13 protein-coding genes, 1 other RNA gene and 1 pseudogene are annotated in these 15,589 nt (G+C 35.0%); 10 read left to right on the top strand and 5 right to left on the bottom strand.

The window, feature by feature from the left end; genetic code table 11:
* Window positions 1-4 precede the first annotated feature (4 nt).
* The 7 genes from MKZ17_RS13555 (at window position 5) to MKZ17_RS13525 (ending at window position 8,175) form a co-directional block, all read left to right on the top strand.
* A complete protein-coding gene (locus MKZ17_RS13555) occupies window positions 5-1,249 on the top strand; it encodes a ribonuclease H-like domain-containing protein (RefSeq protein WP_340724261.1) in 1,245 nt (414 codons plus the stop codon).
* Between the two features lie 97 nt (window positions 1,250-1,346).
* Complete coding sequence (locus MKZ17_RS13550; protein ID WP_340724260.1) at window positions 1,347-1,988, top strand: hypothetical protein; 642 nt, start codon at window positions 1,347-1,349, stop codon at window positions 1,986-1,988.
* 201 nt (window positions 1,989-2,189) lie between these two features.
* Complete coding sequence (gpsB, locus tag MKZ17_RS13545; RefSeq protein WP_445326918.1) at window positions 2,190-2,486, top strand: cell division regulator GpsB; 297 nt, start codon at window positions 2,190-2,192, stop codon at window positions 2,484-2,486.
* Between the two features lie 61 nt (window positions 2,487-2,547).
* Window positions 2,548-2,926: RNase P RNA component class B (gene rnpB, locus MKZ17_RS13540), an RNA gene on the top strand.
* A 216-nt stretch (window positions 2,927-3,142) separates the two neighbouring features.
* Window positions 3,143-4,891, top strand: a complete 1,749-nt coding sequence (locus MKZ17_RS13535) for an EAL domain-containing protein (protein WP_340724258.1) — start codon at window positions 3,143-3,145, stop codon at window positions 4,889-4,891.
* Window positions 4,892-4,897: 6 nt separating this feature from the next.
* Window positions 4,898-6,037, top strand: coding sequence for a THUMP domain-containing class I SAM-dependent RNA methyltransferase (locus MKZ17_RS13530; RefSeq protein WP_340724257.1), 1,140 nt, complete (start codon window positions 4,898-4,900; stop codon window positions 6,035-6,037).
* 236 nt (window positions 6,038-6,273) lie between these two features.
* Window positions 6,274-8,175 (top strand): ATP-dependent DNA helicase, encoded by a 1,902-nt coding sequence (locus MKZ17_RS13525; RefSeq protein ID WP_340724256.1) that lies wholly within the window; start codon window positions 6,274-6,276, stop codon window positions 8,173-8,175.
* A 77-nt stretch (window positions 8,176-8,252) separates the two neighbouring features.
* Here MKZ17_RS13525 and MKZ17_RS13520 read toward each other — a convergent pair whose 3' ends face one another.
* Window positions 8,253-9,083, bottom strand: a complete 831-nt coding sequence (locus MKZ17_RS13520) for a GNAT family N-acetyltransferase (protein ID WP_340724255.1) — start codon at window positions 9,081-9,083, stop codon at window positions 8,253-8,255.
* A gap of 296 nt (window positions 9,084-9,379) precedes the next feature.
* Between MKZ17_RS13520 and MKZ17_RS13515 the strand changes: the two genes are divergently transcribed.
* Entirely contained in the window at window positions 9,380-10,306 is a 927-nt protein-coding gene (locus tag MKZ17_RS13515; RefSeq protein WP_340724254.1) for a hypothetical protein, read from the top strand.
* A 78-nt stretch (window positions 10,307-10,384) separates the two neighbouring features.
* On the opposite strand, the gene MKZ17_RS13510 is transcribed toward MKZ17_RS13515, so the two are convergent.
* From MKZ17_RS13510 to MKZ17_RS13495, 4 genes are all read right to left on the bottom strand, one after another.
* The gene (locus tag MKZ17_RS13510) at window positions 10,385-12,043 is read right to left on the bottom strand and encodes a b(o/a)3-type cytochrome-c oxidase subunit 1 (RefSeq protein ID WP_445326917.1); all 1,659 of its coding nucleotides are present in this window, start codon (window positions 12,041-12,043) and stop codon (window positions 10,385-10,387) included.
* The gene (locus tag MKZ17_RS13505) at window positions 12,024-12,521 is read right to left on the bottom strand and encodes a cytochrome B5 (protein ID WP_340724252.1); all 498 of its coding nucleotides are present in this window, start codon (window positions 12,519-12,521) and stop codon (window positions 12,024-12,026) included. The genes MKZ17_RS13510 and MKZ17_RS13505 overlap by 20 nt, the downstream gene beginning before the upstream one ends.
* Window positions 12,522-12,548: 27 nt before the next feature.
* Complete coding sequence (locus MKZ17_RS13500; RefSeq protein ID WP_340724251.1) at window positions 12,549-12,671, bottom strand: hypothetical protein; 123 nt, start codon at window positions 12,669-12,671, stop codon at window positions 12,549-12,551.
* 157 nt (window positions 12,672-12,828) lie between these two features.
* Window positions 12,829-13,290: a chemotaxis protein CheX gene (locus MKZ17_RS13495; protein ID WP_340724250.1), complete on the bottom strand. Its 462-nt coding sequence runs from the start codon at window positions 13,288-13,290 to the stop codon at window positions 12,829-12,831.
* Between the two features lie 417 nt (window positions 13,291-13,707).
* Between MKZ17_RS13495 and MKZ17_RS13490 the strand changes: the two genes are divergently transcribed.
* Window positions 13,708-14,508, top strand: a complete 801-nt coding sequence (locus tag MKZ17_RS13490; protein ID WP_340724249.1) for an alpha/beta fold hydrolase — start codon at window positions 13,708-13,710, stop codon at window positions 14,506-14,508.
* Window positions 14,509-14,518: 10 nt separating this feature from the next.
* Window positions 14,519-15,493 (top strand): annotated as a pseudogene (locus MKZ17_RS13485) (sensor domain-containing diguanylate cyclase).
* Window positions 15,494-15,589: the final 96 nt, after the last annotated feature.

Below are 15,589 nucleotides of genomic sequence, written 5' to 3'. Positions count from 1 at the left end.
AAACATGTCGTATGAAAATAAAATTTTGCAAATGAAAAAAATGCTTGGTAGAAAAACAGAAAAAAATGTTGAAAAGCATAAGTTCGTAAAACCCGAACGTCCGACCTATACAGCGCAATGGCAACAAGCAGGGCTTGAGCTAATCGAAAATGAGTTTGGCATTGTGTTTAAGCGTGAAGTACGTTATTCATTTGATTATGAGCATGGTCACTATAAATTAGGTGAACTATTCACTGCGCTTCAACGATGGAGTGCCTTAGACGACGACCATCCATTTGCGTTAACAGATGATGAAAAAATTGTATTTTTTGATACCGAAACGACGGGATTAAAAGGAGCAGGCACGCATATCTTTTTATTAGGCTTTTTAGAGGCGACAGATGAAGAATTCGTGTTAACTCAATTTGTATTAGCAGATCCATCCAATGAAGCTGCACTTTTATTTGAGTCAAAGTTATGGCAACGTCTCATAACCGTTGTTTCGTATAACGGAAAAAGCTTTGACTGGCCACAGTTAGAAGTTCGCTGGACATTAAACAAACAACATATTCCTAAATTAAAAACGCAGCGTCAAGTTGATTTACTGCATAGTACAAAACGTTTATGGAAAGATGATTTGTCAAAAATGAAGCTAACCCAGGTCGAACAAGAGAAGTTAGGTTTCAGTCGTAAAGGAGATATTCCAGGTCATCTAGCACCAATTATTTATTTTGATGCAGTGAAAAGTGGAAATGCCACAACGTTAATGAAGGTGCTTTTGCACAATGAATGGGATTTACTTTCGTTGGTTACGCTTTATGTACATTCAACTAATTTACTTTTGCAATCAATCGGTGAAGAGTCTGCCACAACGTATACGAATATCGGAAAATGGTTTGGCGATTTAAAAAAACGACAAACGAGTGAAGAAATATTAAAGGCTGTTACAAAGCAATTTGATTCGCGTGAGACGGGTTTTGCCCATTTTTATTTAGCGTTTGAATTAAAGAGAAATGGAGAATATCATCTAGCTGTTGAGGCTTTTCATTCTGCTTTGCCTACCATTCCAGAAAAAAAGCAGTTGCTAGCATATGAACAATTGGCGATGCTTTATGAACATCAATTGAAGGATTATAAACAGGCAAGCACATATTCTGAGATAGGGTTGAATTTAGTTGAACGCATTGTTTTTATGAAACAGGAGCAGCAACAAAAACAAATCCAAAATTGGAAAAAGCGACTCGTGCGTATACAAAATAAATTGCAATAATGGAACGTTTTCCTAATTTGTTTGAGTGTAAACAATTAAAGCATACTTAAACCTTCCATATTATAATACTACAAGAAGTAGCAAAGGAGCTGAGTACATGCGCCCCCTAATGATTTGTTTACATGCTTCTGAATTAAATATTGAAATAATGGAACGATCACTTCATGAAATGCCTTTTGAAGTACGTCATGTAGTCGACACGCATTTGCTACACATTATTCGAGAGCAGCAATCATTAGCTGAACAAAAAAATTATATATTTACTAAAATGATGGAGTTAATTGAACAAGAGCCTGCACTAATTTTGGTCACTTGTACCAATTATATTGTGCTATTAGAACAAATGGAGCTTGTTACGAGCATACCAATTTTGAAAATTGATGAATTATTATTTGAACAATTAAAGAGTAGTCACTTGCCATTAAAAATTTTATTTACTAATAAGCAGACAATTGAAGGAACAATGACCAGATTAAAAAAATATATCTCTCCAGAAAGAGAAAGTGAAGTGGTTTTCATTCCAGAGGTGTTTGATTGGTACTTGGCTGGTGAAAAACTAGCCCATGACCAAAAGGTGCTAAATACACTTCTTGAACTAGATACGTATGAAAATACAGTCGTAGTCGCTCAACTTTCTATGGCAAATATTGCGGAAATATATAGTAAGCTTTCAGGGGATGTTGTTTTAAGCCCAGTAACAGCAATAAAAACATATATGAATGATTTAATATTTAAGTAAAGTAACATGTAGTTACTTAAATTACTGAGAAACGGACTGAAATGGATGGATTAGCAACCATTTATCAGTCTTTTTTCATAATCATTACACAATGACACAAATGAATGTTTTTTTCTTGTCGATTGATAAGGAATGCGTACGAAACGTCTGACCTATGCTATAATATGTACAAAGAAGTAACGTTATGGAAGGACGATGAAAATGGATATTAAATTAACGGCTGACTATATATTAGAAAAAGAATTTAAAAAAAGCATGAAGGGCTATAATGTGGATGAGGTGGATCAATTTTTAGATTTAATTCGTGAAGACTATGATTCATTTGCGACAAAAATTGCAGCGTTGGAAGAAGAAAATGAACGTTTAAAGCAGGAATTAAGTAGCAGTAGTCGAAAAGTGACACCGACACAACCAAACACTAATACGACAAATTTTGATATTTTAAAACGTCTTTCAAATTTAGAAAAGCATGTGTTTGGTAGCAAACTATACGAATAGTTTGATTATTAGCGGAAACATTGTTTTTTCGCAAAGAGTGCAGTATACTAAGCGTACATCAATATTCGAGTAATCGCTGCGGTTTCTAAATCGTAGAGGAAAGTCCATGCTCACACGCTGCTGAGATGCGCGTAGTGTTCGTGCTTACTGAAAAAATAAGGTAAGGCAAGCTTTAGCTTGACGGCGGAAGGAACTCCTAAGTCTTATGATATGGACGAAACTTCCTGAAAGTGCCACAGTGACGGAGCTTATAATGAAAGTTATAAGGTGGAACGAGGTAAACCCCATGAGTGAGAAACCCAAATTATGGTAGGGGCACTCTCCTGAAGGAAATGAACGGATGGAGGGACGGCTATATTAGTCGTAGATAGATGATTACTACCTAGTCGTACGAGGCGCAAGCTGTTTGAGTACTTAGGAACAAAACATGGCTTATTGATTATTGATGCTTTTTTCACACATAAAAGGGCTCTCCATTATTTTTTGTGGAGGGCCTTTCTTAGTAAATAATTATGTTGGGGTATACAAAAGGGGAGCAACAATTGAAGGTATTAAGCTGTAACTAGCTTAAGATTGGAAAACCCTTTATTGATACATAAGAAACAATCAATATTTTAAAAAAGGTGAATTTCTAATAAGTATAAGGGTGATATTCGTTGAACGAAACGTTGTCTAATGTAGCTAATATGCAAGATTTATCGTTGTCTCAGTATCCAGATTTTCTGATTGAAAAGTTATTTGAAAACATAACTGAAGGCATTATGATTACAGATAAAAAAAAGCGAATTATAACAGTTAACTCAGCCTTTGAAATTGTTACAGGCTATAATAAAGAAGACGTAGTAGGGAATCGCCCTTCAATCTTACAGTCAGGTAGGCATGATAAATCATTTTATGATGGTATGTGGCAAATACTTGAGGAACAAGATATGTGGGAAGGGGAAATTTGGAATCGACGAAAAAATGGAGAGTTATATCCAGAGTGGCTTTCGATTATTGCGATTCATAATGAACAGAACGAGATTACAAATTACTGCGGGATTTTTACTGATTTATCGGAGCGGAAATTTGTAGAGAATGAATTAAAAAAGAAAACATTGCAAGATTCTTTAACAAAAGTATGTAATCGATTTGCCTATTTAGAGCAAATGAAAACATTAATTGAAACAACTTCTGACATTATACAGCCAGTACAGCATGCAGTATTTTTTATGGACTTGGATCGATTTAAACAAGTAAATGACACGCTTGGACATGAAATTGGGGATCAGCTTCTAATCGAGGTTTCCAAACGTATTAAAGGCTTGTTAAGTACGAAGGATTTGTTAGCACGTTATGGTGGAGATGAGTTCGTTATCACATTGGCTGATATACAGCACCCACGTGAGGCAGCTATGTTCGCAAAGCAAATTATTCAAGAAATTGAAAAGCCAATTATAATTCATGATCAGGAAATTTTTGTTTCAACGAGTTTAGGTATTAGTATTTATCCTGAAGATGGTACGACGACTGAAGAGTTATTAAATCGTGCAGATAAGGCGATGACATTTTCAAAAGATAATGGTCGAAATAGTTTTTCTTTTTATTTTGATGACTTAAACACAGATACGAAGCGCTTGTTAATATTAGATAGTGAATTGCGCAAAGCAATTGAAAATCGCGATTTTTCATTAGCATTTCAGCCGAAAATTTGTATTAAAACTGAAAATATAATAGGTGTTGAAGCACTAGTTCGTTGGAATAATGAAAAATTAGGCTTTGTATCACCAGCAGAATTTATAGAGTATGCAGAAGAAACAGGACTGATTATTCCTTTAAGCGAAATAATTTTTGAGTTAGCTTGTAAAGGGTATAATAAATTATTAAGAGAAGGTTACTCAAAAATTCCAATTGCAATTAATGTTTCAAGTATTCATTTCCAACAACAAAACTTCTTAGAATCCATACAATCCATCTTAGAAAAAAACAATACATCAGCTCATGCATTTGAAATTGAAGTAACTGAACGTACAGTCATGAATAGTGCGAATGAAACTGTGAGTAAATTGGTAAGGCTAAAACAGTTAGGTTTTAAATTATCCATCGATGATTTCGGAACAGGCTATTCATCATTAAGTTATTTAGTGCGTTTCCCTTTAGATGCATTAAAAATTGATCGAAGCTTTATTCAGCAAATATGTTCGCTAGCAGAAAAAGAAGCGATTGTGGATGCGATTATTCAAATGGCACATCGCTTACAAATGAAAGTGATTGCAGAAGGTGTAGAAAATGGACAACAAGTAGAACTACTAAAATCTCTAGGGTGTGATGTTATTCAAGGCTATTATTACAGTAAGCCATTGCCGCTTGAAGAATTAGTAGAGTTTATTCAATTTTGGGAAATCGAACATCAAGGAAGGATATAACAACATATGACAAAATTTCAATTAGTCGCAACAGCTGCAATGGGATTAGAAGCCATTGTTGCCGATGAAGTGCGCGCATTAGGTTATGAAACACGTGTTGACAACGGCAAAGTGTATTTTGAAGGGGACGAGCTAGCAATTGCACGTACGAATCTTTGGTTACGCGTAGCGGATCGTGTTAAAATCGTTGTTGCTGAGTTTCCAGCACATACATTTGATCAATTATTTGAAGGGGTAAAAGCAGTACAGTGGGAAAAGTATTTACCAGTAGATGCTTCTTTCCCGGTATCAGGTAAATCGGTCAAATCGAAATTATTTAGTGTACCAGATTGCCAAGCAATTACGAAAAAGGCAATTGTGGAGCGCATGAAACTTGCATACAAACGTCTTGGCTTTTTAGATGAATCGGGTCCTACATTTAAAATTGAAATATCGATTTTAAAAGATGTGGCAACATTAACCATTGATACGTCTGGCGTCGGTCTACATAAACGTGGATACCGTACGAGCCAAGGGGAAGCACCGTTAAAAGAAACATTAGCTGCTGCATTAGTGAAAATTTCAAAATGGTCACCAAGTCGTCCATTTGTAGATCCATTCTGCGGTTCAGGCACAATTGCATTAGAGGCTGCAATGATTGGTCAAAATATCGCACCAGGCTATAACCGTGAGTTTATTTCAGAATCATGGCCTTGGATGAAGCAGGTGGTTTGGGACAAAGCACGTGATGAAGCAGATTCACTAGCTAATTATGATCAAGAATTAACAATTATCGGAACGGATATTGATCATCGCATGGTTTCAATTGCACAAGAAAATGCAATGGAAGCAGGCTTTGGTGATATGATCACATTTAAGCAAATGCAAGCGACTGATTTTACTACGAAGTTAACAGATGGTGTTATTGTAACAAACCCTCCGTACGGTGAGCGTATCGGTGAACTTGAAGAAATCGAAAAAATGCTACGCCAATTTGGACAAGTTATGCAAAACTATCCAACTTGGTCAGTTTACATGCTTTCTTCAATGGAAGATTTAGAAGTGCATTACGGAAGAAAAGCAACGAAAAAACGCAAACTATTTAATGGCTTCATTCGTACAGACTTCTATCAATATTGGGGTCAAAAATCTAAGCGTGATCAATAATTTTGAAATGGCTACATTAGATCCAATCTAGTGTAGTTTTTTCTCTTTAATAATTGGTCTAAGTAGGATTTTTATAACATACGTAGTATAATGATAAGTACGGAATTTTTTAGCGATTGGAAATGTAATGTATTTCTAATTTGTCAATTATTTTTAAAAGGGTTATTTAAGAAGAATTAAATGCGGAAGGGATGCTTTAAAGTTCCTTCCGCTTCATTTTGAGGGGGAACATCCATTTGAGAAAATCTTTACCATTTGATTTATCAAAAGAAAAGTCATTTTTCGATTCGCTTGGCGATTGGATGGGTGACGTTTTATATGACGAACTACCAGAAAAAGGTTTTGAATGCCGTGATGAGCAAATATTTATGGCTTATCAAATTGAACAAGCATTAAAAGAAAAAAATGTTTTGTTTGCAGAGGCAGGTGTTGGTACGGGTAAAACAATTGCATACCTTTTACCGGCTGTATCTTATGCACGCTATACAGGCAAGCCTGCATTAATCGCATGTGCAGATGAAACATTAATTGATCAGCTTGTAAAAGAGGGCGGCGATATTCATAAATTACGTGATGTATTAGGTTTAGAAATCGACGTTCGTCTAGCAAAATCACGGGATCAATATTTATGTTTAAAGCGTTTTGAAGAGGCAGAAAAGACGGAAACAGAAGAGTGGATTGACGATATTGCTTTTTCTATTCCAGACGGCGTCTATGCACAAGGGAGTATGATTGCCGTACAGCCATATGGAGAACGTTCGGATTATTCAGCAGTGAGCGATGAAGATTGGCAAAAGGTGAATTATAACTCAATTATGCAATGTGCTGTTTGTGATTTACGCAACCGTTGTGGACAAACATTGCACCGTGCACATTATCGTAAATCTACAGACTTAATTATTTGTTCACAGGATTTCTTAATGGAGCATTTAGCGACGAAGGAATCTCGTGAACGTGAAGGACAATTACCATTACTTCCAGAAGTATCGATGATAGTATTAGATGAAGGACATCTACTAGAATATGCAGCACAAAAAGCGTTAACATATAAAGTACAAGCCTACACAATTGTTGAGTTGTTAGAGCGTCTAATGGTAGATGGTGTTCGTGAGCGTACACTATATGCAATGGAACATTTACAAGACCATCATGAACTATTTTTTGATCAATTACGTGAAGATGTAGTACCGTCAGAAGAAGAGCGAAAACGCATTAAAAAATCAGAGCGATTAATTGCTTTAGGGAATCGGGTTGTTGCTGATGTAGAGCAACTATTAGAAGAGTTTGTATTCGAGTCAGAGCTTTATATGATTCCAGAGTATGAATTAAATATGGCGGAAGAATTTTTAGAGCACTATGCAGCAGCGATTCGCATTTTTGTTGCGCAAGGTGATGCGGTAGATTGGTTAGAGGATACAGATGGAGAAGAGACATTAGTTATAATGCCACGCTTAATAACAGATGTATTATCTGAAACTTTATTCTCGAAAAAAATGCCAATTGTTTTCTCATCTGCAACATTATCAGTGAAAAAGGACTTTAGCTATATCGCATCAAGTTTAGGGATTGAAAAATATCAGAGCTTTAGCGTGCCATCACCATTTGATTATGAGGAAGTAATGAAAATTTACTTGCATGAATTAAAACAGAATGAAAAGGTAGTAAAAGTAGAGCAGCTACTAAAAGATGGTGAAAAAACATTAATTCTATTTAAATCAAAGCAAGCTATGAATGGCTTTAAATCAAAGCTTAGTCTAATGACACGCCTAAACGTTGCCTTTGAAGGGGACCGTGAGCTATCAGCAATCGTACGTGATTTCCAAAACGGAGATATTAAAACCTTATGCTCATATCATCTATGGGAAGGTTTAGATTTACCAGAGGAAGCTTTAACACGTGTCATTATTTTCGATTTACCATTCCCACCACATGATCCATTATTTGATGCAAAGCGTTCCTTTGCACAAAATCCATTTGAAGAGGTAGAGCTACCATTTATGCAGCTACGTCTACAGCAAGGAATGGGTCGATTAATTCGTACATCAAATGACCATGGTGATATCCATATTTTATTAAATGAAGAAGAAGCAAAGGTTAAGCCAAACTTCATCGACATTTTAGCCGTAGAGCCACAATAATAATTACCCGTTCGAAATTTCGAACGGGTTTTTTAATGCTAAATTGAACGTAAAAGTGGAAAAGACAATTAAGAAAATTAGTCTATTGGAAATTCATATCCTTTATAGTTAAAAGTATTTGTAAACCCTAAGTTTTCTGCAACTGCAATGGAAGGCTTGTTAGACTCCATACAATCCCAATAGGGTACAAGATTATGAGTCAAGCAATCTTCCACATAAGTCGAAGCCACTTTTTGAGCTAACTTCTTCCCTTGGTGTTCTTTTAAAGTTTCAATATCTATACAGTGAACGTTTTCAAAGACAAATCCTGAAAAACATACGCTTACAATTTCATTTTTGTGGATGATACAGTAGCCAATCCCTTCATCAAAGAAACTTCTTGTTGAAGACCAAAATTCTGATAGTTTAGCATGCAAAAACTCAATGTTTTGAATTGTTTGATCAATATTATAAAAAAGCGCTTCACTCATTTTTACAATCTGATAGTCTTGTTCATCAGGAAATGCCTCGTTACCTTTAAAATTGCTTTTTTTTAATGTATAAACCCGTTGATTCCAATTACTTAATTTACGGTGATGAAACGTTTTTTCAAGTGTTTCGTACCATTTATTATGAGTTCCTATTGCCTCAAACCAAGTTAACCCAACCTTTTTTGCCTCAGGTTTAATGAATGCCTCAATAAAATGATCTAATTTCGTATTAAAGCCTTCATTATTTTCATCGCCAATAAAGTGAAACCCATCGTTATTCCCTAGCCAAATAAACCCGGTAGTCGGGTGATTATTGTCATCTACAAAAATACGGCCTGGGTTTACTCCGTGAATGATAGCTCTCGCTTCTAAATGCCCTTTATCGGGTAATAAGTCTTTACATTTATAAAATTCTGTTTTATTTAATTCCAAAATCAATTTTTACATCTCACTTTCTATTTGAATTAAACAAATTTTACCATTATCATATAATTTAAGTAAGTCTTGTAATTTCCCGGTAGAATAGAAACCTTAACTTGATAATCAGTTCAATATAAAAAACGTACCCTAAGCCTCCGGCGGATGTCACGTATTCGGAAAGGAGTTCTTTGCGCCAGCGCAAAGTCGAATCCAGAAGCAAGTAACATTTTAGACTGGAACGAAAAGAAGGTAGCCATTGCAGTAAAGCGCGCGATGAAAAAGCTTAGTCATTCATCATTTTTGGAGGGAGGAGCATGCATGAGGAACAATTTAAAGCGATTGCTAGAAAGCCGTTGACGGAAAAGACAAAGGCAAAAAAATTAAATGAAATAACAGCACGCTTAGAAAAAGTAAAACGTAAAAATCGATATGGATACATAACAGTTCTTATTCTATTTACTTGTGTATTTTTTGTATTTCTTCAAACGTTGAAAGCTCCAACTGAAATAAATGAGCTAACCGGATCCGAAATAAAAGATTTAGGAAATTTAAAGGAAGCGACAATTCTACTCAATCATACACCAGAAAAGATGTATAATATTACATCAATTTTTTATACAAATCGCGCGGCAACAACAGAGGTTCAGTATTTGGAAAAGCTAGAAAGCCTTTTTCAAACTGCACAAACTAAGCCGTTTGAGGGGAATTTGAAAGACTATAATGATTCCTATGATTTATTTCTAGAGTTCGAAAATGGGGAAAAACGCTATATTAAAGTATTATCAGGGAATTATTCATTTGTTGTATTAGATATGAAGTTGCAACGAAGCTTTCAATTGGAGAAGGGGAATATAGGAAACGCGATTGTGGATGTTTATAATGATGTGAGGAGTCAAGATAAATGGCTTTCCTGGCATTCAATTTTAGGGCTAATAGGGTTAATGTTATTTATAATATATGAAATTATAGAGAGTCGTAAGCGAAAAGTGAAGGAGAAAGAAAAGTCAATCACTGCGCAAAAAGTCGGAATAATAACAGGGATATTTTTTGTGATTCAAATGTATTTTATGGAAAGGATTTTTGGCTCATATCATATTGGTTTTGTTTTTTTTACGCTAAATCTTAATATTATAGTAAACGAATATTTGGACGATTTAAATGGAATTAAAAAAGTAAACTGGCCGCGATTCATAAAAAATACGATCATTTATAATTTACTTTTGTTTATGATTTTTGTTTAAAAAGAACCTCTCACCACAAAAATTGGTGAGAGGCATTTTTGATGAAATATAATTAATGATAAGGGAGGGTTACATGATTTACCACGGCGTAAATCCTGTTGAGCCAAGTGGTGAGTTTGTTACGATTTCGATAATAGGGATTGTGTAGGCAAATATGATTAATGCGACTACGATAACGCCCCAAAGCTTAAAATTCTCTAAAATAGCCGGTGTTTTTTGAGCACCTGGAGCAACTTCAGCTACTGGGAATTCTTCATGCCCTTTTGGAGCAAAGAATGCTAATTGAACGACCATGTACGTAATGATTATAATTGCTACGAATAAAATCGTCCCTCCCACTGCTTGTGCGATAGAATAAGGAATCCAATCCATGGCCTGAGTAGCACCACCATATTCTGAATAATCAGAGCGTCTTGGTGCGCCTAATAACCCTGCAAGGTGCATCGATAAGGACATTATTCCCATACCAATCGCCCACAGAACGCCCACATAAATGCCAAGTTTATTTAAAGCTGGTGTTAAGACACGACCAGTTAAATGGGGAATTAGCCAGAAAGCTACCCCAAAAAATGTTAATACAACTGCAGTCGCGACCGTTAAATGGAAGTGCCCTGTTACCCAAATCGTATTATGAACTAATTGGTTCATTTGGTAAGAAGCGTTGACGATACCACCAGCACCCCCAGGTATAAAAGCTACCATTCCGATAAACGGTAATAAGAAACGTGAATCACCCCATGGAAGCTTTTTGAACCAACCTAAAATCCCTTTACTACCGAGCTCTCGTCCACGCAATTCAAACGTCGCAAACAAGGAAAATGCCGTCATTAACGAAGGAATGATAACAAAGAATGTTAACGTAACTTGAATGAATTTCCAGAAGCCATCAATACCAGGTTCTGTTAACTGATGATGAAGTCCAACTGGGAATGAGAATAATAAAAATAAAATAAATGATAAACGTGCTAATGAATCAGAGAAGATTTTCGCTCCAATAATTTTTGGTACAATGACATACCAAGCCATATATGCTGGTAATAACCAGAAATATACTAATGCATGCCCGAAATACCAGAATAATGTACGCGTTAATAAGACATCTATACGAGCAATTAATCCTAGTGACCACGGTAAAAGTTGGAATAATACTTCAACTGCAACCCCTAGAGAACACGTAATCCAAAGTATCGAATTGACAAATGCCATAAAAGTTAATAACGGTGTTGTTTGCCCTGGATTTTCTTTTTTCCATTGGTAGTATTTCATAATTTGAGTACCACATAATAGCCATGAACCAACAACAACTAACGTTAAACCTAAGTAGAAAATCCAATGGGCCTTTAAAGGCGCATAAAAAGTGTAAAGTACTGTAGCTTTATTAAGTAATACCATGACAGCAGCCATTGCAGTACCAATAGTCATGGTCCAAAAACCAATCCAGCCTAACTTACGTTGTAAATTTGTTAATGGTCCAGCAGTTCGACTTACTGCTGCAATTTGGAATCCTAAAATAAAAAATGTCGTTAAAATTAATCCAAGAAGTATACCGTGAACGGTTAGCACTTGATAATAACCAATTTTAATGCCACCTGGAATAGTAAATTCACCAGAGCGAACTAAAACTTGAAGTAAACCGGCTAACCCACCAAGTAGTAATGCGAAAAATGCAACATAAATATGTGCCATTACAAGCTTCGCGTCTTTCGTATCTACATTTTTAATGACTTTCTGTTGCATTTTCATCCACCACCTTTAACATAGAATGCATTGCAGTATGTCCAGTACCACAATACTCATTACATACAATTAAATACTCACCAGCTTGGTTCATTTCTGCCACATATTCAGAAATATAACCTGGCTCTAACATCATGTTGATATTTGTACCTGCTGCTTGGAAGCCATGAATGACATCTTTCGTTGTTGCGATAAATTTCACTTTTGCACCAAGTGGTACTTCAATTACTGGAGGATCATAGTAGAAAGCCGATGCGACAATAACTACTTCATAATCCCATTCTTTTCCTTTTACTTTATGTATACCCGGATTATTAAATGGTGCGATCTCATTCACTTTTTCATAATTAATCGTTTTCTTCGAATTGTTTGGGTGAGTGCCGTTATGGAATGCGCCGATACCTAAAATAATTAAAAATGCGACTAATGTTCCGCATCCAAATACGAGCCACCACTTTTCATATTTGTGTAAGTGCATGGAAGTAACTCCTTTCCTTCTCTTTCATTACATACGTTCGATAAAAATATTGAAGCAATAAGCCCAAATGGCAATAATAATAGCCCCTAAAGCAAAAGTCATGTATAGGGTCCCTTTTAAATTTTCTTCTGCCTTTTTTCGTTTGCTCATTTGTTCACCCTCCTATCAACGCTTAAAGTGTCTTCCTGCTCTCATCATATTGGAACGTAAAGATGGAAGATGTGATTTTTTTCACTATTAACTACCGTTTTTGTGAAAAAAGTGTGAAAAAAAACACGCAAATATTTGCGTGTTAGTCAAAAAGTAACTATTCTTCTTCGTTATCAATTGTATATAAAATAAAAATGTCGCCAGCACCTTCAATAATTGCTGGAATTTTAAACGCTTGCTGGAAGCCGTAAAGCTTAGTATTCCCAACCATTACAGTTGGTGGCGTAATATCAAGTTCGAGGTTGTCCTGTCCAACAAATGTACAAAGATTACCAGCGATCATATTGCCTAATTCACCTGTGAATGATTCTAGCATTGGACCTTCGAGGGGCATGCCGAACATCGCTGAACCAACTGCACTAAAAATTTCAGGGGAGCCATCTATAATGATTCTTCCTTTTAAATCACCAACTAGTCCAATTAGCACACCCATCTCTTTCTGTATGTAGGGTTCTGGTTCGATTGTCGGAGTTGAAACATCTATATTCATCGGTAATATCGTTTTTAATGAATTGATAGTCCCATTTAAAATTGTCTGTATATGCTTTGAATTACTCAACTATGTCTCACCCTTTCCAAACTTTTTTTCCATCTTAACATGTGACTTAAGTAGATGTATAGAAAAAGATAATGCGGTTGACGTTTGAAAGAGGGAGATATATAATTGAATTGATAATGATTATCAAATAACTGAGGGTGGTGTATAGAATGCTTTATACATTCGTTGGTGTGACTTTAATAGCATATTTTGCAATTGGTAATTATGTTTTAAAAAATACTGTTAAATAAATTTGCCTAATAAATAATTAATACAATTTATCTTATATATCAATTTATTATTGAATCGCATGATGTTATTAAACATATGCGGTTTTTTATTTTGGACAAATTTCGATAACTCCAGAAAAGAGGTAGCAATTTTTGCCACTATCATTCAAAATAATGGGTAAGAAAACTGGAAATGAGGCAATTGAAAATGGTTAATATTCGTACGCGAAATCATGTCAACATTATTGGTCAAGGAGAGCAAGTAGTAATGTTAGCTCATGGATTTGGTTGCGATCAAAAAATGTGGCAGCATATTTTATCAAATTTTTTAGAAGATTACCGAATAATTTTATTTGATTATGTTGGGTCTGGTCAGTCTGATTTAAATGCTTATAGCTCGCAGAAATACAAAGACTTGAAGGGCTATGCACAAGATGTTATTGATATTATTCAAGATTTGAATTTGGAAAATATAATTTTTATTGGACATTCGGTCAGTTCGATGATTGGTGCTATTGCAGCAATTGAGTATCCTGAATATTTTTCTAAAATGATTATGGTAGGTCCATCACCTTGCTATTTAAATGATGGAGAGTATAAAGGTGGATTTGAACGAGAAGATATTGAAGGCTTATTAGAAATGATGGAAATGAACTTTACTGGTTGGGCGAGCTATATGGCACCAATCGCAATGGATGAACAAAGTGATCACCAACTAACGAAGAAATTAGAATATAGTTTTGCTTCTTCAAATCCTCGTGTAGGACGTGAATTTGCCGAAGTAACTTTTTATAGTGATTATAGAAAGGCAATAAGAAATCTAGAAATTCCGACATTAATATTACAGTGTTCAAACGATAGTATTGTACCAATTGAAGTGGGGCATTTCTTACATAAACAAATAAAAAATAGTAAACTTGTTATTATGGATGTTCGGGGACATTATCCACATGTAAGTCAGCCAATACAAACAGCAAATATTATTAAACAATATTTACATCAAGTTTAGGAGAGTAGTTATGGATTCACGAATAAATTTTATGCCTTGTGGGTTTATATCGCTTAATCTGGAATATCAAATTTTGGAAGTAAACGATACATTTCTCAAATGGACTCAATACAATAGTGATGAATTAAAGGGGAAACATATTGAGGATTTATTACCACCTGGAAATAAATTAATATTTCATTCGTATTTTTATCCGTGTATGACAATGCATGAGCAGGTGGATGAACTGTATATTCATTTCTTCAATAAGGATGGGGAGAGCATTCCGTTTATTATGAATGCTAAAAGATATGAAGGGAATGGAAAGTACTTCATTGACATCACTTTAGTTCAAATGAAAAAGCGCATTGATTATGAACGAGAATTGCGTCATACAAAAGTTTTATTAGAGGATGCTTATGCAGAAAAAAATAGGGCATTTGAACAATTACAACAAATTTATAATGAAATTGAAAAGAAGCAATTTCAATTATTGGCGATTCACAATGAACTCGTAGAAATTTCAAATACGGATAAGTTAACAGGTATTGCGAACAGACGTTTTTTCCAAATGCAATTAGAGGCTCATATGGAGCAATATAAGTTAAAAGAAATACCCTTTTCTTTACTAATTATTGACATTGATCATTTCAAACAAGTGAATGACACATACGGTCATCACGTAGGAGATATTGTCCTTACACATTTGGCAATAATATTAAAAGAATATGCTCACCCAACTGATACCGTTGCACGCTTTGGTGGGTAAGAGTTTACAATATTACTTGGGAATACAAATGAAAAGAAAGCTTTAAGAATTGCACAACAATATAATGAGCTTATCGCCCAATATAATTGGCCGACAATTAATCACTTAACAGTTAGTATCGGTTGTGCAACATTTAACGATTTAGAGAATGAAGAAACGATTTTACAACATGCAGATGAAGCATTATACCAATCAAAAAGAAATGGTAGAAATCAGGCGACATTGTATAAAGTATAAATAAAATATGAATATTCATTGCTCCATTATAGATGCCAGCATATAGCTGGTATGTATAAAATGGGGCTTTATTTATAAAAAAATTAAAAAAATTAC

It is taken from the genome of Solibacillus sp. FSL R7-0682, from assembly GCF_038005985.1.
Taxonomy (GTDB): Bacteria; Bacillota; Bacilli; order Bacillales_A; family Planococcaceae; genus Solibacillus.
This window is presented reverse-complemented; position numbering and strand designations above follow the sequence as displayed.